Genomic DNA, 19,191 nt, shown 5'->3' on the forward strand with positions numbered 1-19,191 from the left:
AGGGTCACCGCGCCTTCGCGGTGGCCTTCCTATTGGCCTTCTTGATGGCGTCGACCAGCTCCTGCTTGGTCATCTTGGACCGGCCGCGGATGCCGAGCCTGGCCGCCACGCCCTGCAGGTGCTCCTTGCTGGCGTTGGCGTCCACGCCCTCGGCCGTGCGGCCGGAGCGGTCGGTCGCGCCCTTGTCCGAAGGGCCCTTCTTGGACTTCGGCTCCCAGTGGTCGCCAACCTTCTCGAAGGAGTGCTTCAACGCCGCGAACGCCGTCATGTGGGCGCGCCGGCCCTCGCCGTACTGCTCCACGGCGTGGTCATGCGCCTTGATCCACGTGCTCTGCGCCTTCTTCGGCGAACGCTTGATGGTCGACGGCAGTTCTTCAACGGCTGGCATGTCGATTCACCTCCTACAGCGGTGGTTCGTCGTAGTGGCGGCGGTCCTCGTACACGGTGGTCCTGCGGGTTTCAGGCTCCTCGTAGATGTCGTGGCGGTGCACCGGCTCGTCGATCGGGCCGACCGCCCTACGGGTGACGCTGATCCTGTATATGCCGAACAGGAGTCCGACCAGGCCGCCGAGCATGAGGATGACCCCCACCACGTTGATGTCGAGGCCGGCGAGGTCGAACTCGACGGCCCAGGTGAGGATCGCGCCGAGCATGATGAGGATGATGCTTCCGGCGATGGTCATTAGATTTACCTCCTTGACACGAAGGAACCTCTATCCACATGTCGAAAAACAAACCAGTCGTGGTGATCGGGCTCATGGGCTCGGGCAAGACGACCGCAGGGGTTCTGGTCGCGGAAGCCCTGGGGCTGTGGTTCAGCGACAGTGACCCGTTCCTCAAGGAGCGCTACGGTGGCACCGCCGCGCAGATCGCCGCCCGCGAAGGCGCGGACACCCTCCACCGCTACGAGGCCGAGCACGTGCTCCACGAGCTGGCCGGCGAGCCCAAGGTGATCGCGGCGGCCGCCAGCACGGTCGAGGACCCACAGGTGCGGGCGGCGCTGCGCGAGGCGTTCGTCGTCTGGGTGGACGCCGCCGACGAGGTGCTGCTCCAGCGGATGCGCTCCAGCGACCATCGTCCCGACTTCGACCCGACGGCCATGCGAGCCCGCCGCGAGCCCTACTTCCGCGAGGTCGCCGACCTGGTGTGCGACGTCGGCGTCATGAGTCCCGAGCAGGTCAGGGACGCCGTGCTGGAAGCGCTGGGCCGGGCCGCACCGCACGGCCTGGCATAATGATCATGACGCATGGGTCCCCCGAGGCGCGCGGGGGACCCGTGGCGTCATTTCGGACAACCAACCACTCGCGCCATGCATCTAAGCATCAGTGATGATGGTGCCCGGCGACCCCGAGAGGCTTGGCGGCTATTGGCTGGCCGCCCGCCTCGGCGCGGGCGGGCGCGGCGTGGTCTACGACGCCTACGACGACGAGGGCCGCCGGTACGCGGTCACGGTGCCGCGCGGCGAGGTGGCCGGGCGGCGCCGGTTCGAGCGGGTGACCTGCCCCCATCTGGCCGAGGTGGTGGCGGTCGGCGTCGACGAGGGCGTGCCCTATGTGGTGAGCGAATACGTCGACGGGCCCGACCTGCGGCGGGCGGTCGAGCTGCACGGCCCGTACAAAGGGGACGAGCTGGCCGCGCTGGCGGGTGCGCTGGCCGCCGCGCTGCGGGCGCTGCATGAGGCCGGGCTGACGCATCGGGGGCTGAACCCGGAGAGCGTGCTGCTGGCGGCCCGCGGCCCCAAGGTGATCGAGCTGGGCCTGCCTGCCGCGGGGTCGGTGGACGGCACGTTCACGTACCTCGCCCCAGAGGTGCTGACCGGCCAGGAGGCGGGGGCGGCGGCCGACGTGTTCGCGTGGGGCGCGGTGGTGCTGTTCGCGGCCACCGGCAGCGACCCGTTCCGAGGGGAGAGCCTCGGCGGGGTCATGCACCGGGTGCTGGCCGTGGACCCCGACCTGAGCGTCCTGCCCGACCCGCTGCGGGAGCTGGTCGGGTGCGCACTGGCCAAGGACCCCGCCGACCGGCCCGGGGCCGGAGAGCTGAAGATCGAGAGCACGACCGAGCTGCGGCCGCCGGAGGGCCACACGGGGCCGCGCTCGCTCGGCGACGTGGCAGAGGCGGCCTACCTGGCGCTCACCCCCCGCCAGCAGGAGGAAGTGCCCGGGCTGCTGCTGCGCCTGCTCGACGGCGACAGCCCGCACGACGAGGGCGACGTGCTCGGCCCGCTCCTGGCGGCGGGGTTGCTGGTGCGGCGCAGCGTACGCGTGCCGCCGGCCGAGACCCCCATCGGCAAGCTGGTGGCCGTGAGCGACGGCCGGGTGGTGCCGGCCACCGCCGCCCTTTACCGGGCCTGGCCGCGGCTGCGCGGCTGGGTGGCGGACGAGCGCGAGAGCATCCCGGTGCACCGTCGCATCCGCGAGGCGGCCAGGCACTGGTCGGAGCACCGGCGCGGCAGGAGCCACCTCTTCCGCGGCGAGGAGCTGGACACCGCGCTCGGCTGGGCCGCGACCAAGCGCCGCCACCTGCGGCTCAACCAGCTCGAACGCGACTTCATCAACGACAGCGTGGCGTTGTCCAAACAGCGCAGGAAGCTGCTGTGGCCCGCGCTGGCGGCGCTGGGCGCGGTGCTGGCCGTCGCGGTCTCCATGTCGGTGGTCACCGTGCAGGGCCAGAACGAGCTGCGCGGGCAGCTCGTCGAGGCCAACGCGCGGGCGGTGGCGGCGCGGGCGGAGGCGCTGCGGACGTCCGATCCGCGGACGGCGATGCGCCTGAGCGTGGCCGCCTGGCGGCTGTCGCCGGTGTTCGAGGCGCGGGCGGCGCTGCACGCCTCGCTCGGGCAGCCGGAGCTGGGCGTCTTCACCGATCCGGCGCCCGACTCGCGGGCCCGCTACCTGCTGCGCGGCGACGAGCTGGTCAAATGGGACGCCGACGCGGTCACCGTGTGGGACGTCACGGCCGGGCAGCGGGTGGCCTCGTACGGGCTGCCGCCGGGCAACACGGCTCTGAGCGACGACGGGCGGTTCGCGGAGGGCGTGGACGGCAGGCCGTTCGAGGTGGCGACCGGGCGCACGCCGGCCTCGGACGTGTACGCGATCAGCCGGGGCAACAGGACCAGGGTCTACCGCGGCGGCCAGGTCCTCTTCGAGGTCGCCGACCGCAGGGTGGCCCTGTCACCCGACGGGACCAGAGCGGCGGTCTCCCGGCTGGACGGACGGGTGGAGCTGTGGGAGCCGGTGAGCCGGAAGAAGATCGCGACCGTCGCGGTCCGGCCGCCGCGCGCACCGGACGCCGCCGCGCCGTCCCTGGCGTTCAGCCCGGACGGGAGCGTGCTCGCCGTGGCCGGGCGCAACGGGGTCACGCTGGTGGACCCGGACGCAGCGGCGGCCGACGCGCTCGCTCGGGGCGGGAAGAAGCCCCGCCGCACCGAAACGCGAGGGCCCGCATCCGGGGCCCCCGCGTATGGGGCGGCGGACGAGGCCGGGCGCGCGGAAAGTGCCGGATCGCCGAGAGCCGGGCGGACGGAGGTGCTGGAGACGCCCCACGCCAGCCGCGGCGGGACGGTCGGCGCCGAGCGGTTGCACGCGCCCCACGGGACCTCGTCGGACGTCCCCGTCTTCAGCCCCGACGGCCGCCTGCTGGCGCTACCAGGCTCGGGCGAGGTGCGGGTGTGGAACGTGGCCGAGCGGCGCCTCGCCGGCTCCTATCCGCTCAAGGACCCCCAGCCCGGCATGTCCTTCTCCACCGACGGCCGCTCGCTGCGCTACCTGAGCGGCACCGGCTCCGTCGTCTCGCTCGACGTGTCCGGCCTGCCCGCGCCCGCCGACGACCACGAGGTCGCAGCCTTCTCCGGCAACGGCCGGTTCGCGGCCAAGGAGGTCGGGGACGCGACCGAGCTCACCGACACCGTGGAGCACCGGAAACTGGGCAGGATCGCGGCGGCCGGCGACCTCGCCTTCGACGCGGGCGGCAGCCTGCTGGCCGTCGCCGGCGACCCGGTGACCGTGTGGGAGGTGACCGGCAGCAGGCTGGTGAGCTCCATCGACGTGGGCGGCGACGTGCTGGCCGTGGCGCTGTCCCCCGCGGGCGACCTGCTGGCCACCGCGCGCGGCGGCACGCTGGAGACGTGGGACGTGCGCGCGGGCCTGCGCGTCAGGGTGTACGAGGGCGCCGGGGACGTGGCGCTGGCGTTCAGCCCGGACGGAGCCACCCTGGCCGCCGGCTCCAACCTGCTCGACCTGCGCACCGGCAACGTCACCCCGCTCGACCTGCGTACCGCCGCCACGGCGGACGCCCCCGTGCCGACCGCGCTCGCCTTCTCACCCGACGGGGGCACGCTGGCGTTCGGGCTGGACGGCGGGCGGGTGCTGCTCTGGGACGTAGGCGGCCGCACGCGGCTCGGCACGATCGAAACGGGCACGTCGGCGGTGGAGGAGCTGCGCTTCTCGCCCGACGGCGACCTGCTGGCCATCGACTCCGGCCGCACGTCGCTGTGGGACGTGTCCACGCTGCGAGAGGTCGGCCAGGTCGCCTCGTGGGGCGCCGGGCTGGCCTTCAGCCAGGACGGCAAGCGGCTGCGCGGTGTGGCGCTGGACGGGACCGTACGCGAGAGCCCGGTCGATCCGGCGCTCGCGGCGAAGGAGGTGTGCGCCCGGGCGGGCGGGTCGCTCAGCAGGGCGGAGTGGTCGCGGCTGATCCCGGAGAGCTCCTACCAGGAGGTGTGCTGACCGTCGGGCGCACGGCTTTCGCCCTACGTGTCCGGGTATGTCTTGACCACCTTGCCCTGGAGGTTGGCGACCAGGTATCCCCCGCGGCCGTAGTCGTCCGAGACGTAGACGAGCAGCACCTGGCCCGGGGACGCGAAGGCGTAGTCGTTGTCCACGATCACGTAGCGCGTCGTGGGATCGGGGACGCCCAGGTCCTTGTCCGCCCTCTTGATGAGCGCGGGGAGGGCGTCCCAGTTGTACTTGTCCAGGTCCGCCAGGGGGCCGTCCACCTCGCGGCCCTCGCCTGAGCGGGTGACGGCACCGTCGCGGTAGTCGTACAGGTCGTAGAGGCTCTTGTCGTTCTCGAGCGGGGCCTCGATGGAGGCGTAGGTCGGGTAGACCGTCATGCCGACGACCTTGCTGCCGCCGATGGCCGCCTTCACCTTGGTGATCATGGCCTTCATGCCGGCGGGGGTCAGGAGGTTCTCGGGTGCGCTGCTCTCGGTGTCCGTGCTCTCGGTCGGGCTCTCGGTCGGGCTCTCGCTGGAGGTCTCCGGGGACGTGCTCGCCGCCGGTGTGATGTTCGTGGCCGACGGGTCGTCGTCGGCGTTGAGGGTGCCTGCCGGGACGAGCTGCCACACCAGCACGCCGGCCAGCACGAGCGCCGCGGCGGACACGGCGCCCACCGCGCTGCGGCTCGGGCGGCGCGAGCGCACGGTGTCCGTCTGCGAGATCGGCGCCTTGCCCCACGGAGGCGGCTGCGGCGCCGACTGGCCGTAACCGGGTGGCATGGTGTGGCCGGCCATGGGCGGCGCCATCCCGGCGGGCCCGGGAGGTGCGGCCTGGGCACCGATCGGCACCGGCTGCCCGTGCCCGCCCGGCCCGTGCCCGCCCGGCCCGTGAGGGGACGGGACCTGCCCTCCTGCGTTCGGGCCTGTGGGGTCCTGCCGGGCGATCCCCGGACCCGACGGTCCACGCCCTCCGACTCCCTGCCCGGAGAGGCCCGGGCCGGAGGGGCCGGGGAGCGGGGAGGGGCCGTAACCGGGGTCGGTGGCCGCCGCCAGCATGCGGTCCACGGTCTCGGCGTCGGGGCGGGCGGCAGGGTCGCGCTGGAGCAGGGCGTGGAGCGCGGGCGCGAGCGCCCCGGCCCGCTCCGGGGGCGGCACCTCCTGGTTGAGCACGGCCGCCAGCGTCGCCAGGGTGGTGCTCCGGCGGAGCGGATGCCGCCCCTCCACGGCCACGTACAGCATCATGCCGAGCGACCACAGGTCGGAGGCCGGATCGCCTTCGTGGCCGTTGATGCGCTCCGGCGCCATGTACTCCGGCGAGCCGATGAACGACCCGGTGGCCGTCAGGCTCGTGGACTCGCGTACCGCCGCGATGCCGAAGTCGGTGAGCACCGACCGGCCGTCCTCCCGCACGAGCACATTGGCGGGCTTGACGTCGCGGTGCTGGATGCCGACGGCGTGCGCGGCCCGTAAGGCGGACAGGACCTCGCGCCCGAGCCGCGCCGCCTCCGCCGGAGGCATGGGCCCGCGCTGGAGGCGGTCCTGGAGCGAGCCGCCGGTGACCAGCTCCATGACGATCCACGGGTAGTCGTGCTCGCCGGGGTCGACGATGTGGTGGATGGTGACCACGTGCGGGTGGTTCAGGCGGGCGAGGGCCCGGGCCTCGCGCAGCACCCTGAGCCGCAGCTCCCGGGCTCCGGCCGGGTCGTGCTCGTCCATGGAGGGGTCGGGCGGGCGTACCTCCTTGAGCGCGACCTCGCGGTGCAGGGCCACGTCCCAGGCGCGCCACACCAGGCCCATGCCCCCGCCGCCGAGCCTCTCCACGAGCTCGAAGCGGCCGTCGATCACCCGTCTGTGCATGCAGAGCAGCGTAGGGCCGAGCCCTGCCCGCCGTCATCTGTGCGGATATGTCCGGCTTTTGCTTGCGCGGAGTGCGGATCCGGAGTCAGAGGTCCCGGGCGTTTTCCGTGCTAGCGGAGCCGGGGCAGCACCTCGCGCCCGTAGAAGTCGAAGAACGCGTCCTGCTCCTCGCCGATCTGGTTGACGTAGACCTCGTCGAAGCCCGCCTCCACGTACTGCCTGATCGCCTGGGCATGCACCTCGGGGTCCGGGCCGACCGGGCTGCCGTTCACGGCCTCGTCCTCGGTGACCATCTGCGCGAGCTGTTCGAAGTGCCGCGGCAGCGGCAGGAGCTGCGACGCCTCACCCTTGATGCCCTGCGTGGGCCACAGGCGATGCACGGTCTTGCGGGCCGATGCCTCGTCGGCGGCGTAGCAGGCCTTGAGTCCGCCGAGCGCCGGCTTGCCCGCACCGCCGGCCTGGTGGAAGCGCTGGACGGACTCGGCGCTCGGGCCGGTCGAGATGTAGCCGTCGGCGATGCGCCCGGCCAGTTCGATGGACTTCTCGCCGAATCCCGACATGAGGATGGGCGCGGGCTCCTCCGGCAGGGTGTAGAGCCGGGCGGTGTCCACCCTGTAGTGGCGGCCCCTGTGCGTCACCAGCTTGCCCGTGAACATCTCCCGCATGAGGCCGACGGCCTCCTCCAGCATCTCCAGCCGCTCGGCGAGCGGCGGCCAGCGGGAGTCGACCACGTGCTCGTTGAGCGCCTCGCCGGTGCCGACGCCGAGCCGGAACCGGCCGCCGGTGAGCGCCGCCGTCGTGGCCGTGGCCTGAGCGATGACGACCGGGTGGGTGCGGACGAGCGGACAGGTCACGGCCGTGGTGATCGGCAGGGACGTGGCCTCGGCGATGGCGCCGATCACGGACCAGACGAACGGAGACTGGCCCTGCTCGTCGAGCCACGGGTGGAAATGGTCGGAGATCCAGAGCGCCTCGAAGCCGGCGCGTTCGGCGGCCTTGGCCTGCCGGACCAGCTCTTTCGGCCCGTGTTCCTCGCAAGACAGGAAATAACCGAATGTCGTCATATGTTCCCCCCTGCCCTTTATGGCGGGGAGAAACATGTTATGCAGCTAGCGCTGAGGGCAGTGCAATTCCATGGCTACTTTGCTCTGGATCATCGCAGTCGTACTCGTCATCGCCGGGATCTACGTGATTCTGGCCCGGCGTGACCTCCTCTGGGGGATCGTGCTGATCGTCCTCGGTTTCCTGGTGGGGCCCGGCGGCGTCAGCATCTTCAATGTCTAGGGGAACCGACCCGTCGGTACCCCGTTCCGTCTGCGCCGCTGGACCGATCCTCGAGAACGGTCCAGCGGTTTCATGTTCGCCGAAATATCGCCAGTAAGCGCGCTAGGAGATTTCCTCGCCCAGGCAGTAGACGCCGTACGCCCGGCCCAGCACCGGCAGTGCCACGTTGCGCACCCTGATGCCGCCCGGCGTCATGCCCTTCTCGCTGCCCTTGTGCGCGTGCCCGTGCAGGATCAGGTCGGCGCCGGCCGTGTCGACCGCCTCGGCCAGCAGGTAGCTGCCGAGGAAGGGGTAGATCTCCGGCGGCTCGCCCTCCAGCGTCTCCTTGATGGGGGAGTAGTGGGAGAGCACGACGCGGTGGTCGGCCACGATCTCCTTCAGCGCGACCTTCCATGCCTCGGCGATGTAGCGGGTGTGCTGCACGAAGTTCTTGATCTCACGCTCGCCGAATTCGCTCGCGCACTTGCCGGCGAACCCGCCGCCGAAGCCCTTCCCGCCGACCACGCCCACCTTCTTGTCCCCGACCTGGATGACCATGCCGTCGTCGTCGAGCACGGTGACACCGGCGTCGCGCAACTCGGCGGCGATCTCGTACTGCAGGTCGGAGTGGTAGTCGTGGTTTCCGAGCACCGCGACGACGGGGATGGGCAGGCCGCGTAGCTCGTCGGCCACCAGCCTGCCCTCCTCGAGCGTGCCGTGCCTGGTCAGGTCCCCGGTAAGCATGAAGACGTCAGCGCGGTCTTCGATGCCCTGGAGTCTTTTGCGGTATTTGCCGCGCAAGTCCTCACCCAGGTGGATGTCTCCCACGGCCGCTATACGCAGTTCAGTCAAGGTGCTCATCCTCTCCCGGCTCGGTGACGTCCACTACTTGGATCTCGTTGTGCACGCGGAGCTCGGGGGCGGCCTCGTGCGCCACCTGGCCGAGCCGCTCGCGCTGCTCGGGCCCGCTCACCTGACCACGCAGGAACAGCTGGTCGCCTCTTATGTCGACGCGGATTCCGAGCTCGTGCGTACGCGTGTCCTCGGCCAGCGCCTGCTGGACTCGGGCCGCGACGTACTGCGGAGCTTCCATCGCTCGCCTCCTTCTTCTGTCGCCGCATGCCCGGGCAAGAACCGCTCAAACGGCACGAATCAGGTCTATAACCGCCTGCTCGACCGTGCCCACCGTGGCAAGCTGACCGAAGTCGGCGTCCGCGCCCAGCTCGGTCAGCACCGCGGCGATGGTCCTGTCCTGGTCGTACGCCTCCACGACCCGCGGGTCCACGTACGACGCCCGGGCCACGGTGGGGGTGTTGCCCAGGTACTCGGCGACCTCCCGCATGACGCGGGTGATCGCCCTCTTCTTCTTCGCCTGCCCCTCCGCCCCGGCCGGCTTGGACACCGCCAGGCCCACGGCCGCCAGGACCGTGGCGTGCCAGGTGCGGAAGTCCTTGGCCGTGACCTCGCACCCGATGATCTCGCGGAGGTAGTCGTTGATCTCCTCACTCCGGACGTCGGCCCAGCCGCCGTTGTGGCGGTAGCGCAGCAGCTCGCCGTCCACGCCGAGCGCCTTGAGCGAGCGCAGCACCGCGCACGCGCCCGGATCGGCCACCACGACCTCGCGCGGCACGTCGCCCTTGGCCTGATAAGAACAGGTCACGATGCCGTTCGCGCAGGTGACGTGCTCCATCCGGAGCGTGGCCAGGCCGTAGGTGTCGTAACTCTCGCCGCCGATGCGGAAGAAGCCGATGTCGAGCAGGCGCGCGGCCGCGGCCAGCACGCGCTGCCTGGTCAGGCCGCGCCCGCCGAGCTGGTCGTCCACGGCCTTCCTGAACGCCGGCAGCCGCTCGGCCACCTCCAGCACGTGGTCGAACTTGGCCCGGTCCTGCTGCTCGCGCCACAGGTCGTGGTAGCGGTACTGCCTGCGTCCTGCCGCGTCCGTGCCGACCGCCTGCAGATGCCCGTCCGGCGACGGGCAGATCCACACGTCGGTCCAGGCCGGGGGGATGGCGAGGGACTTGATCCGGGTCAGCGTGGCGGGGTCGCGCACCGGGCGGCCGTCCGGCCCCTCGTAACTGAACCCTCGCCCGCGGCGCCGACGCACGATCCCCGGCTCACTCTGGTCACTGGGATGCAGCTCGGGCACGGAGGGCGGCTACCCAGGACGTTAGGCGACAAACAGGACGGGCAGGTGAGCGCCATGGCTAATACCGGAGAGTGGCACGAGGACCGGGACAGGAAGGGCCATGCCATGGTGCCCGCCACGCCACGTGACGTGGTGCACATCAGGGTGGGGTCGTTCATGCTGGTGTTCCTGTTCGCGTTCACGGTGCTGGGGATCATCACGCGGGCGCCCGTGTTGGCGGGGATCGCCGTGGCGCTGGGCATCGTCACGGTGATCGACATCATCTTGGCCGTACGGCGCCAGAGGCAGCGGAGCGACGGAGAGGCGGGCTGATCTCGACATGGCACCACTTCGCGGGCGGATCGTGGTGGTGACGGGCGCAAGCGGCGGAGTCGGGCGCGCCGTCGTGCGGGAGCTGGGGCGGCAGGGCGCCAAGGTGGCCCTGATCGCGCGAGGGACGACCGGCCTGGGAGCCGCGGCCGTGGACGTGGGGGTCGAGGGCGGCAGCGGCCAGGTCTACGAGGCGGACGTGGCCGACTACGACCAGGTCAGGCAGGCGGCCGAGCGGATCGAGGCGGAGATGGGGCCGATCTCGGTCTGGATCAACACCGCTTTCTCCAGCGTCTTCGCCAAATTCACCGACATCACCCCGGCCGAGTACGAGCGCACCACCGCGGTGACGTATCTCGGATACGTCTGGTGCACCAAGGTCGCCCTGGACCTCATGAAACCGCGGAACGCGGGGGCGATCGTACAGGCGGGTTCGGCGCTGTCGCAGCGCGGCATCCCGTTGCAGTCGGCGTACTGCGGCGCCAAGCACGCGATCAAGGGCTTCACCGAGTCGGTCCGCACCGAGTTGCTGGCCGACCACAGCGGCATCCACATCACCCTGGTCCAGCTGCCCGCGCTCAACACGCCGCAGTTCGACTGGGTCCTGTCCAAGCTCCGCCGCCACCCGCAGCCGGTGCCGCCGATCTACCAGCCGGAGGTGGCGGCCAGGGCCATCGTGTACGCCGCCGAGCATCCGGAGCGCAAGGAGTACTGGGTGGGCATCCCCACGGTCGCCACCCTCCTGGCGCAGCGCGTGGCCCCGGCGCTGGTGGACCGGTACGTGGCGCGGACCGGCATCGCCTCCCAGCAGACCGACGAGAAGTCCCCGACCGGGGTGGCGAACCTGTGGGAGCCGGCGGACGACGACACCGACTACGGCGCCCACGGCTCGTTCGACCGGCGCTCGCACGGGCACAGCCCGCAGCTGTGGTTGTCCCAGCACCGCGGCCCGGTCCTCCTCGCCCTGGCCGGCGGCGCCGCGGCAGCCACCGCGGCAACCGTGGCAGCCCTGCGCCGCCGCACCTGACCGGCCCGGCGCCGCCTCCCTCGTGCCCATGGGACCTCGCCCGTGGGCACGCGTCCCTTCCTCGCCGCCGGGCGCGGGCGGGCTGCGTGAATGCGACGGCGTGAATGCGACGGCGCAGTCTGGCGGCGTGTGCGTCCGGTGATCCGGCGCGGCTCCTTGGCGCCACTGCCGGGCAGGGTGGATGGAGACGCAGCGTGGGCCCCCGGTCGTAGGGTACGGAGTCCTTTCCGGGAGCCGGTGGGGAGTCGGTCAGGAGGCCGACTTCATGAGGCGGGCGTAGCCGAGCTGCAGCCAGTCCGAGATCGCCACCGCCGTCATCGTCGCGCCCACCAGCCGGGTGACCTTCGGCGCCAGGACGAGGCCGGCGGCGTACCCGGTGGCCACCCACTGCGCGATGCAGAACGGGCAGGCGAGCAGCTCGCCGAGCGCGCCGCGCGGGCTCTCCTCGACCTCCGACGGGCCGCCCTGTCCCTCGTACCGGGTGAAGGGCGCGCGGAGCGGGCTCATCACGGGGTCCTTCGCGACCCGCCGCGACACCTTGTGCGTGCACGCCGCCATGAGCAGCAGATCCATGATCCCGATGTGGTCCGGCGCCTTCCGCCCGGCCAGCGCCGCGACGGCCGCCGCCACGGCCACCGTCCCGCCGTAGGCGCCGAGGATTCCGGCGTACCCGCCGAGCGGCCGGTCGTGCTCGCCCTCGTACGCTCGCTCCGTCTTCTCCAGGATTTCCGTCATAAACCCGGCGCTACCCTCAGGACCTCGTTCCCAACGTCTACTTGACCATCGGCTGGGTAGCCCGATCTCATGAGTAGCCACGGCCACGCGGTCACCGACGCGATCCTTGACACGCTGAAGCGTGCAAGCACCGGGCTTAAGGATGCCGGTGTGAAGTTCGCGCTGGCCGGCGGCTGCGCCGCGTATGCCAGGGGCGCCGCCCCCTCGCTGCACGACGTGGATTTCGTGCTCACCGAGCACGACGTGCCGGCCGCGCTGGAAGCCCTACGCGGCATCGGGTTCCAGACCGCCAAGCCGCCCGAGGACTGGCTGGTCAAGGCGTACGACGAGGGCCGGCTGGTGGACCTGATCTACCGCGTCTCCGACCTGCCGATCACCGACGAGCTGCTCGACCGGGCCGAGCCGCTGAAGGCGTCGGCGGTGATCGTCCCCGTACTGGAAGCCACCGACCTGGTCATCTCGTGGCTGCTGCCGCTGTCGGAGCACGCCTGCGACTACGGCGCGCTGCTGGCCCAGGTGCGTGCGCTGCGCGAGCAGGTCGACTGGCCGCGTGTGGCGGCGGTGGTCCAGGACTCGCCGTACGCGACCACGTTCATCACCCTGCTGGAGCGCCTCGGCGTGCTGAACGGCCCCGTCGAGCCGTCCGGCGACCCGAAGTGGCCCTAGCCGCGGCGCGTGGCGTTCTTGACGCGCCTGAGGATGCGGTCCCACTCGGTGCCGAACGGATTGTCCTGCACGAGGTATGTCCACGTCGCCGCCGGCCGCTTGAGATCGGGCTCCGGCGCCTCGAACGAGGCCAGCGACCGCCGCTCCACCTCGGCCTGCAGCGATTTGTACTCCGCCACGGCCTCGCGGTGGAACTCGTCGATCGGGCTCATCCGGCCCAGCGCCCGCAGGTGGATGCCCTCACGCAGGTCCGTCAGGAACGCCAGGTGCTCGGTCCAGCAGGTGTCGATGGCGTGCAGGACGATCTGGCGGGCGGTCTCGTCCCTGGTGTCCTCGGGGAGCGACTCCCACCGCTCTGGGTCGGCCTTGGCCAGCGCCTTCGCGGCGGCGTCGCCGTGCAGGACCTTGTCGCGCCACTCCAGGATCAGCTCCCGCTGGTGCTCGAGCAGGCGGGTGTAGCGCCACGTGTTGCGGTGGATCTCCAGGTTGACGCCCTCGGCGACGCGCTGGGCGTGGCCCACGAGGTAAGCGCCGCGCCGGTGGCGCACCCGCCCGTCGGGGTCGGCGGCGGGCGGCCGTTCGTCGGGCACGAACTGGGTGATCAGGTCGTCCTGCATGCTGACGAAGAAGACCGAGCCGCCCGGGTCGCCCTGGCGGCCGGCGCGGCCGCGGAGCTGGTCGTCGAGACGGCTGCTGGCGTGTCGCCCCGAGCCGATCACGTAGAGGCCGCCCAGCTCGGCCACGCCCTCGCCGAGGCGGATGTCGGTGCCGCGCCCCGCCATCTGGGTGGAGACGGTGATCGCGCCGCGCTCGCCGGCCCTGGCGATGATCGCGGCCTCCTCGGCGTCGTTCTTGGCGTTGAGCACGACCGGCTCCAGGCCGCGCCGCTGCAGCAGCTTGGCGAGGTTTTCCGACTCGGCCACATCGAGGGTGCCGATGAGGATGGGCCGGCCGGTCGCGTGGACCTCCTGGATCTCCTCGACCAGCGCGGCGTCCTTGTCGGGCACGGTCGGGTAGATGCGGTCGGGCTCGTCCTCCCTGATGCAGGGCCGGTTGGACGGGATGACCGCGACCTTGAGCCCGTAGAACTCGCCGAGCTGCTCGCTGACGGCCACGGCGGTGCCCGTCATGCCGCAGATCTGCGGGTAGCGGCGGATCAGGCCCTGCACGGTGATCGAGTCGAGGATCTCGCCCTTCTCGCTGGGCGGCAGCGCCTCCTTGGCCTCCACGGCCGCCTGCAGGCCGTTGGGCCAGCGCTGGAGCAGCGCCACCCGGCCGCGCGAGGGGTTGATCAGCTGGACCTTGCCGTCGCGCACGATGTAGTCGACGTCGCGGGCCAGCAGGGCGTGGGCGTGCAGGGCCAGGTTGAGCTCGATGAGCGTGCCCGGCTCGTTCTCGTCGTAGAGCTCGACGCCGAGGATGTTCTCCACGCTGTCGGCGCCCTTGGGGGTGAGGTAGACGTTGCGCGCCTGCTCGTCGATCTCGTAGTGATAGCCCCTGACGAGCTGCCGGACCAGCGCAGCCATCTCGGGCACCGCGTTGCCGGGGTCGGCCGCGCCGGCCATCACCAGCGGTACGCGGGCCTCGTCGACCAGCACGGAGTCGGCCTCGTCGATCAGCGCGACCTCGGGCTTCGGCACGATGATCTCGCTCGCGTCGGTGCGGAGCCGGTCGCGCAGCACGTCGAACCCGATCTCGCTGACCGGCCCGTAGGTCACGTCTTTCGCGTACGCCTCGCGCCGCTCGCCTGGGGTGGAATTCTGGTCGATCCAGCCGACGCTGACGCCGAGCGCCTCGTAGAGCGGCCCCATCCACTCGGCGTCGCGTCTGGCGAGGTAGTCGTTGACCGAGATCACGTGGACGCGCTTGCCCTGCAGCGCGTAGCCCGCCGCGGCCATGGCGCCCGACAACGTCTTGCCCTCGCCGGTCGCCATCTCGGCGACCTTCCCGTCGAGGAGCGCGAGCGTGCCCAGCAGTTGCACGTCGTACGGGCGCAGCCCCAGCGTGCGGTCGGCGGCCTCCCGCGCGACGGCGCAGAACTCGGCCAGATCGTCCATGCCGGGCCGGGGGAGCTCGTCGAGCTCGCGCACCCGGTCGGCACGCTCGCCGGCCGCCTTGACGACCTTCTGGTAGGGGGTCAGGGGCACCCCGCCCGGACGGTCCAGGAGGTTCCTGAATATTCCCTTGAGTGAGGCCACAGTTCCTCCAACGCACGCTTCGCCGACACCGTTCCCTCGCGGAGGCACGGGGCCTTCAAGGAAGGGGAGCGGAGCGACGATACGGCAAGCGCCGCCGTAGGGGAGGGTAGCCGATTCGGCGCGCAGAACCGTCACCTCGCTTCCGCGCGTCACGCCGCTCCCGCAGCCGTCACCCCACTCCCGCGCGTCACCCCGCTTCGCCTCGTGCCGCCAGGACCGCGACCGCCGCCAGCAGCAGCACGCAGCCGCACCAGGCGAGCGGCGTGAGGTGCTCGCCGAACAGCACGACGCCGAGCAGGGCCGCTCCCACGGCCTCACCCAGGGAGATGATCGAGACCGTGGTGGCACGCAGCGCGGTCAGGGCTCGGAAGAACAGCCCGTACGCCAGCGCCGTCGGCACCGCGCCCAAGTAGAGCAGCAGCGTGACCGAGACCACGCCGATCTCCGGCACCACTCCCTCCGCCAGCGCGAACGGAGTCAGGCACACGGCGCCCACGACGAACCCGCCGATCGCCGCGCCCTGCGGGTCGTCGCGGTGGCGGCGGGAGAACAGCGTGACGCCGGCGTACCCGGCCGCCGAGGCCAGGGCGAAGCCGATGCCGGCGACGGAGGACGCGCTCCCGGCCGCCTCGGTGGTGATGCTCTCGGCGGTGAGCAGCGCGAGCCCGGCCAGGGCGGCGGCCAGGGAGCCGAGCCCCACCCCGCCCAGGCGCTCGCGCAGCAGGAAGCGGCCGCCGAGGGCGGTGAAGACAGGCGTGGCGCCCATCGTGACCACCGTCGCGAGGGCCACGCCGGAGTGGGCGATCGCGGCGAAGTACGCGGTCTGGTAGACGGCCATCCCGGCGCCGACCGGCAGGACGCGCCAGCTCAGCCGGGTGAGGTCGGCGGGACGGGGAGCGAGGACGAGGAGGAAGGCGGCGCCGATGAGGTAGCGCCAGAGGGACACGCCGACGGGGCCGAGTCCGCCGGTCTCGAAGAGGAGTGAGCCGGCCGCGCCGCCGGTGCCCCAGGCGGTCGCGGCCACGGACACGTAAACGGCGCCCCGCCGGGCGGAGACATGGGTCATGACAGGAGCTCTCCGGAGGGAGTGGTGGAAAGGGGCCCGGTGTGCGGGCAGCAACCACCCCCGGATCGCTCAGACCCGGAGATCTCGTGAAAGCCGCCCGCTAGCGGGCGGGCGGCGGAGAGCAGATCAAACGTCGCGGCACGATCCCACCTTAGCGTGGCGCCACCGGCCGCGGGGGCCGGAGTGATCACGGCTTGCGGCCCGGAGTGATCACGGTTTGCGGGCCGGAGTGATCACGGTTTGCGGGCCGGACTGATCAGGGTTTGCGGGCCACGCCGCCCAGCAGGAGCTCCTCCCAGGGGGCGAGCGGCCCCGGGAGGCGCTCGTCCGGGCGCCATTCGGGGAAGTGCACCACGCCCGGCTCCACCAGCGTCAGCCCGTCGAAGTAGGCGGCGATGTCCGCTCGCCGGCGAAAGTGGCCGGTGCCCATGGTGGCCTGGAGCAGGGCCTCCAGCGCCTTGGCCTTGGGGCTGGGGGAGGACATGAAGTTGGAGGCGGCGAGGTAGCTGCCCGGCGCCAGCGCGGCCATGTACCGCTTGATCAGCCCGTGCGGGTCCTCCTGGTCGGAGAACAGGTGCAGCAGGCCGATGGCCAGAATCGCCGTGGGCTGCGTCAGGTCGATCAGCCGAGTCACGGACGGGTGCCCGAGCACGGTGTAGACGTCGCGGGCGTCGGCGGTGACGGCGTCGGCGTTCGGGTTGCCGTTCAGTATCGCGCGGGCGTGCGGCTCCACCATGGGGTCGATGTCGACGTAGACCACCCGGCACCGGGGATCGGCGAACTGGGCGACCTCGTGCGTGTTCTCCACCGTGGGCAGCCCCGCGCCCAGATCGATGACCTGCCGGACGCCCGCCTCGCGGACCAGGAAGTCGACCACCCGGCCGACGAAGGCCCGGTTGCACCAGACCAGGTTCACCACCTCGGGCACGGCGTCCTTCAGTCTCCTGGCCACCGAACGGTCGGAGGCGAAGTTCTCCATTCCGCCGAGCAGGGCGTCGTGGACGCGGGCCACGCTCGGCCGCTCCGGATCGACACCGGGAGGAGCCCACTCGTGCGCGCTGCTGAGACTCACCTGGCCCCCTTCGCAGTAGGGTCCGTTGACGCGGATCGTATCCGCACCTGGGGCTCCGAGACCGACCTGGCATCCGGTTGTCAGGAGAGTCAGACCGTCATGTCGAGCAGCCCGCCACGAGCGCGCCGAGCGCGGTCGCCCGCCCGCCGGCCCTTTGCGCGGGGTTTACCAGGCGCTGTCCGGGTAGCGGGAGCGTGCCCGAGAAGACGGAAGAGAGAGGAACGAGCCCTTATGGAGCTCTGGGACTATCGACCTGACGTCTATGACCGCGGCCGGAGCTTGGACCTGGTCGGATACCACGTACAGGCGACGGACGGGCGAATCGGGTCCGTCGACGAGGCGACGTACGAGGTCGGCGAGAGCTACATCATCGTCGACACCGGTCCGTGGATCTTCGGCAAGAAGGTCTTGCTCCCGGCGCAGGTCGTCACGAGCATCGACCCTCAGGAGCGCGTCGTTCACGTGGCGCGTACCAAGTCCGAGATCAAGGACGCGCCCGAGTTCGACGCGGGCACGTTCAAGGAACCCGAGTACCGAGCCCGGATTGGGGACTACTACGGCCGGTTCCCCGGGTGACCTCCACGTGCCGTGAAAGGAGGGCCGCGCCCCGTCCGGGGCGCGGCCCTTCGTCGCTTCGCCGTACCTGACAGGAGATGGCAGGTACGCCTGGAACGCTGGACGCATGACAACGAAGGCGAAGCTCCTGGCGGTCACCCTCGACTGCGCGGAGCCCAAGAAACTGGCCGAGTTCTACCACGAGGTCACCGGCTGGGAGATCCAGTATTCCGAGGACGAGTACGCTGCCGTGGGCGACGGCACCACGAACATCTACTTCGGCCGCGTCCCCGACCGCACGCCGGTCACCTGGCCCAGCCCGGACAAGCAGTTCCATTTCGACTTCCGGGTGCCCGACGTGGAGAAGGCGGCCGAGGAGTACGTCGCGCTGGGGGCCACCAAGCCCGAGTTCCAGCCCGGGGTCACGGAGGACGGGGTCCGGTGGATCGTCCTTCAGGATCCGGAGGGCCACCTGTTCTGTGTGTGCCCGGAGCCGTCCTGACCTGCGATGACGTCAGGCGTCCCGGCCACAGGTCCGTACGGGCCGCATCTCTCAATTAGCCAATGATCCACCTAAAGTATGATTCCTCGGCTCCGCTTCCCTCCTAAGCTGGAGCAATGCTCTTGGAAGGATCCATGCCCCTGCGTGGGCGAACATGACCTGGCTCGGCCTGATCATCGCCCTGGCGGGAGCGCTCGGATACGCGCTTGGCGCAGCCCTGCAACAGTACGAGGCCGTGGCCGAGGGCGCCTCGCTCAAGCTGGTGAAACGCCCTCGCTGGTGGATCGGCGGCGTCATCGGGTTCACGGGGGCCTGCCTGCACGCCGTGGCGCTGAGCTTCGCCCCGCTGGTCGCCGTCCAGCCGATCAGCGTGGCCACGCTGGTGTTCGCCGTGCCGCTGGCCGCTTTCATGTACGGGCGCAAGCCGTACAAAGCGGAGATCTTCGGCTCGATCGCGGTGGCCGTGGGGCTGCTCTGGCTCATGCTGCTGGTGCCGCAGCACCACGTGACGCCGCGACTGGGCGACGGGGCCGCGATCGGGTTCCTCGCGGTGATCGGTGTGATCGTCCTGGTCACCCAGGTGATGGCCACCCGTGTCCACGGGGCGGGCCGGGCGCTGCTGTTGTCCGTGGGCGCGGGGGTGGTCACGGCCAGCGTGTCGACGTTCGTGCGTGTGGTGGGCGGCGGCATGGAGGGGGATTGGGGGCGGCTCGTGCACTGGTTCACGCTCGCCATCCCCGTGCTGCTGGTCTGCGCTGTGGTGCTGTTGCAGCGCTCGTACGCGGTGGGATATTTCGGGATCGCGTACGCCGGCGTGCAGGTCATCGACCCGATCACCTCGGTCCTGGCGGGCGCGCTCCTCCTGGGCGAGCCGCTGCCGACGAGCCCATCGACGGCGATCCCCGCCCTGCTGGCCAGCGCCCTGACCATCGCCGGCACGATCACCTTGGGCCGCCTGGCCCCGGACCACAGCCGCCCCGCCCCCGTCGACCCCACCCCCGCCCCCGCACCCCACCCGGTAACGGTCGCCTCGGACGCCAGCTGACCCACCCCTGACGGGGCTCTTCCCCTTCGCCGGACCCTG

20 protein-coding genes are annotated in these 19,191 nt (G+C 71.4%); 9 read left to right on the top strand and 11 right to left on the bottom strand.

Annotated elements, in window-relative coordinates; genetic code table 11:
* Positions 1-4 precede the first annotated feature (4 nt).
* Positions 5-388 (bottom strand): ChaB family protein, encoded by a 384-nt coding sequence (locus tag ID574_RS26875; protein ID WP_188191736.1) that lies wholly within the window; start codon positions 386-388, stop codon positions 5-7.
* A gap of 13 nt (positions 389-401) precedes the next feature.
* Complete coding sequence (locus tag ID574_RS26880; RefSeq protein ID WP_188191737.1) at positions 402-683, bottom strand: hypothetical protein; 282 nt, start codon at positions 681-683, stop codon at positions 402-404.
* Between the two features lie 38 nt (positions 684-721).
* Between ID574_RS26880 and ID574_RS26885 the strand changes: the two genes are divergently transcribed.
* Together ID574_RS26885 and ID574_RS26890 are read left to right on the top strand one after the other, a co-directional pair.
* Entirely contained in the window at positions 722-1,234 is a 513-nt protein-coding gene (locus ID574_RS26885) for a shikimate kinase (protein WP_223167089.1), read from the top strand.
* 94 nt (positions 1,235-1,328) lie between these two features.
* The gene (locus tag ID574_RS26890) at positions 1,329-4,721 is read left to right on the top strand and encodes a WD40 repeat domain-containing serine/threonine-protein kinase (protein WP_188191738.1); all 3,393 of its coding nucleotides are present in this window, start codon (positions 1,329-1,331) and stop codon (positions 4,719-4,721) included.
* Positions 4,722-4,744: 23 nt separating this feature from the next.
* On the opposite strand, the gene ID574_RS26895 is transcribed toward ID574_RS26890, so the two are convergent.
* Positions 4,745-6,568, bottom strand: coding sequence for a serine/threonine-protein kinase (locus ID574_RS26895; protein ID WP_188191739.1), 1,824 nt, complete (start codon positions 6,566-6,568; stop codon positions 4,745-4,747).
* A gap of 110 nt (positions 6,569-6,678) precedes the next feature.
* Positions 6,679-7,632 carry a TIGR03557 family F420-dependent LLM class oxidoreductase gene (locus tag ID574_RS26900; protein ID WP_188191740.1) on the bottom strand — a complete coding sequence of 318 codons (954 nt, stop codon included), beginning with the start codon at positions 7,630-7,632 and terminating at the stop codon, positions 6,679-6,681.
* A 70-nt stretch (positions 7,633-7,702) separates the two neighbouring features.
* Here ID574_RS26900 and ID574_RS26905 point away from each other — a divergent pair, with 70 nt between their 5' ends.
* Positions 7,703-7,852, top strand: coding sequence for a GPGG-motif small membrane protein (locus ID574_RS26905; protein ID WP_175593845.1), 150 nt, complete (start codon positions 7,703-7,705; stop codon positions 7,850-7,852).
* A 102-nt stretch (positions 7,853-7,954) separates the two neighbouring features.
* Here ID574_RS26905 and ID574_RS26910 read toward each other — a convergent pair whose 3' ends face one another.
* From ID574_RS26910 to ID574_RS26920, 3 genes are read right to left on the bottom strand one after another with little or no spacing between them, the layout of a single operon-like run.
* A complete protein-coding gene (locus ID574_RS26910) occupies positions 7,955-8,683 on the bottom strand; it encodes a metallophosphoesterase family protein (protein ID WP_223167090.1) in 729 nt (242 codons plus the stop codon).
* Complete coding sequence (locus ID574_RS26915; protein ID WP_188191742.1) at positions 8,676-8,924, bottom strand: BON domain-containing protein; 249 nt, start codon at positions 8,922-8,924, stop codon at positions 8,676-8,678. Before ID574_RS26915 ends, ID574_RS26910 begins: the two co-directional genes overlap by 8 nt.
* A 45-nt stretch (positions 8,925-8,969) precedes the next feature.
* The gene (locus tag ID574_RS26920) at positions 8,970-9,977 is read right to left on the bottom strand and encodes a DNA topoisomerase IB (RefSeq protein ID WP_223167091.1); all 1,008 of its coding nucleotides are present in this window, start codon (positions 9,975-9,977) and stop codon (positions 8,970-8,972) included.
* Between the two features lie 54 nt (positions 9,978-10,031).
* Here ID574_RS26920 and ID574_RS26925 point away from each other — a divergent pair, with 54 nt between their 5' ends.
* The gene (locus ID574_RS26925; RefSeq protein WP_188191743.1) at positions 10,032-10,289 is read left to right on the top strand and encodes a hypothetical protein; all 258 of its coding nucleotides are present in this window, start codon (positions 10,032-10,034) and stop codon (positions 10,287-10,289) included.
* A gap of 7 nt (positions 10,290-10,296) precedes the next feature.
* A complete protein-coding gene (locus ID574_RS26930) occupies positions 10,297-11,313 on the top strand; it encodes an SDR family oxidoreductase (RefSeq protein ID WP_188191744.1) in 1,017 nt (338 codons plus the stop codon).
* Between the two features lie 249 nt (positions 11,314-11,562).
* Here the strand turns inward: ID574_RS26930 and ID574_RS26935 are convergent, their stop codons facing one another.
* Positions 11,563-12,048, bottom strand: coding sequence for a DUF1360 domain-containing protein (locus tag ID574_RS26935; RefSeq protein ID WP_188191745.1), 486 nt, complete (start codon positions 12,046-12,048; stop codon positions 11,563-11,565).
* A gap of 69 nt (positions 12,049-12,117) precedes the next feature.
* On the opposite strand from ID574_RS26935, the gene ID574_RS26940 reads away from it, so the two are divergent.
* Entirely contained in the window at positions 12,118-12,714 is a 597-nt protein-coding gene (locus tag ID574_RS26940) for a nucleotidyltransferase (RefSeq protein WP_188191746.1), read from the top strand.
* Here ID574_RS26940 and secA2 read toward each other — a convergent pair.
* The 3 genes from secA2 to ID574_RS26955 all read right to left on the bottom strand — a co-directional run bounded on the left by secA2 (position 12,711) and on the right by ID574_RS26955 (position 17,050).
* Positions 12,711-14,912: an accessory Sec system translocase SecA2 gene (gene secA2 / locus ID574_RS26945; protein ID WP_188191747.1), complete on the bottom strand. Its 2,202-nt coding sequence runs from the start codon at positions 14,910-14,912 to the stop codon at positions 12,711-12,713. The two genes, ID574_RS26940 and secA2, sit on opposite strands and share 4 nt — an antisense overlap.
* 187 nt (positions 14,913-15,099) lie before the next feature.
* The gene (locus tag ID574_RS26950; RefSeq protein WP_188191748.1) at positions 15,100-15,978 is read right to left on the bottom strand and encodes a DMT family transporter; all 879 of its coding nucleotides are present in this window, start codon (positions 15,976-15,978) and stop codon (positions 15,100-15,102) included.
* A gap of 256 nt (positions 15,979-16,234) precedes the next feature.
* Positions 16,235-17,050: an SAM-dependent methyltransferase gene (locus tag ID574_RS26955; protein ID WP_188191749.1), complete on the bottom strand. Its 816-nt coding sequence runs from the start codon at positions 17,048-17,050 to the stop codon at positions 16,235-16,237.
* A 231-nt stretch (positions 17,051-17,281) separates the two neighbouring features.
* Between ID574_RS26955 and ID574_RS26960 the strand changes: the two genes are divergently transcribed.
* The 3 genes from ID574_RS26960 (at position 17,282) to ID574_RS26970 (ending at position 19,152) form a co-directional block, all read left to right on the top strand.
* On the top strand, positions 17,282-17,626 hold the full coding sequence (locus tag ID574_RS26960) for a PRC-barrel domain-containing protein (protein ID WP_188191750.1): 345 nt from the start codon (positions 17,282-17,284) through the stop codon (positions 17,624-17,626).
* A gap of 106 nt (positions 17,627-17,732) precedes the next feature.
* On the top strand, positions 17,733-18,107 hold the full coding sequence (locus ID574_RS26965; RefSeq protein WP_188191751.1) for a VOC family protein: 375 nt from the start codon (positions 17,733-17,735) through the stop codon (positions 18,105-18,107).
* Positions 18,108-18,261: 154 nt separating this feature from the next.
* Entirely contained in the window at positions 18,262-19,152 is an 891-nt protein-coding gene (locus tag ID574_RS26970) for a DMT family protein (RefSeq protein ID WP_188191752.1), read from the top strand.
* Positions 19,153-19,191: the final 39 nt, after the last annotated feature.

This window comes from Nonomuraea sp. SYSU D8015, assembly GCF_008065375.1.
GTDB lineage: Bacteria > Actinomycetota > Actinomycetes > Streptosporangiales > Streptosporangiaceae > Nonomuraea.

What these genes read in the sequence shown, in the direction of transcription:
- ID574_RS26925 (WP_188191743.1), top strand. Translation starts at nt 10,032, where the DNA reads ATGGCTAATACCGGAGAGTGGCACGAGGACCGGGACAGGAAGGGCCAT.
- ID574_RS26950 (WP_188191748.1), bottom strand. Translation starts at nt 15,978, where the DNA reads ATGACCCATGTCTCCGCCCGGCGGGGCGCCGTTTACGTGTCCGTGGCC.
- ID574_RS26885 (WP_223167089.1), top strand. Translation starts at nt 722, where the DNA reads ATGTCGAAAAACAAACCAGTCGTGGTGATCGGGCTCATGGGCTCGGGC.
- ID574_RS26940 (WP_188191746.1), top strand. Translation starts at nt 12,118, where the DNA reads ATGAGTAGCCACGGCCACGCGGTCACCGACGCGATCCTTGACACGCTG.
- ID574_RS26915 (WP_188191742.1), bottom strand. Translation starts at nt 8,924, where the DNA reads ATGGAAGCTCCGCAGTACGTCGCGGCCCGAGTCCAGCAGGCGCTGGCC.
- ID574_RS26895 (WP_188191739.1), bottom strand. Translation starts at nt 6,568, where the DNA reads ATGCACAGACGGGTGATCGACGGCCGCTTCGAGCTCGTGGAGAGGCTC.
- ID574_RS26930 (WP_188191744.1), top strand. Translation starts at nt 10,297, where the DNA reads ATGGCACCACTTCGCGGGCGGATCGTGGTGGTGACGGGCGCAAGCGGC.
- ID574_RS26970 (WP_188191752.1), top strand. Translation starts at nt 18,262, where the DNA reads ATGACCTGGCTCGGCCTGATCATCGCCCTGGCGGGAGCGCTCGGATAC.
- ID574_RS26905 (WP_175593845.1), top strand. Translation starts at nt 7,703, where the DNA reads ATGGCTACTTTGCTCTGGATCATCGCAGTCGTACTCGTCATCGCCGGG.
- ID574_RS26935 (WP_188191745.1), bottom strand. Translation starts at nt 12,048, where the DNA reads ATGACGGAAATCCTGGAGAAGACGGAGCGAGCGTACGAGGGCGAGCAC.
- ID574_RS26900 (WP_188191740.1), bottom strand. Translation starts at nt 7,632, where the DNA reads ATGACGACATTCGGTTATTTCCTGTCTTGCGAGGAACACGGGCCGAAA.
- ID574_RS26880 (WP_188191737.1), bottom strand. Translation starts at nt 683, where the DNA reads ATGACCATCGCCGGAAGCATCATCCTCATCATGCTCGGCGCGATCCTC.
- ID574_RS26960 (WP_188191750.1), top strand. Translation starts at nt 17,282, where the DNA reads ATGGAGCTCTGGGACTATCGACCTGACGTCTATGACCGCGGCCGGAGC.
- ID574_RS26965 (WP_188191751.1), top strand. Translation starts at nt 17,733, where the DNA reads ATGACAACGAAGGCGAAGCTCCTGGCGGTCACCCTCGACTGCGCGGAG.
- ID574_RS26890 (WP_188191738.1), top strand. Translation starts at nt 1,329, where the DNA reads ATGATGGTGCCCGGCGACCCCGAGAGGCTTGGCGGCTATTGGCTGGCC.
- ID574_RS26875 (WP_188191736.1), bottom strand. Translation starts at nt 388, where the DNA reads ATGCCAGCCGTTGAAGAACTGCCGTCGACCATCAAGCGTTCGCCGAAG.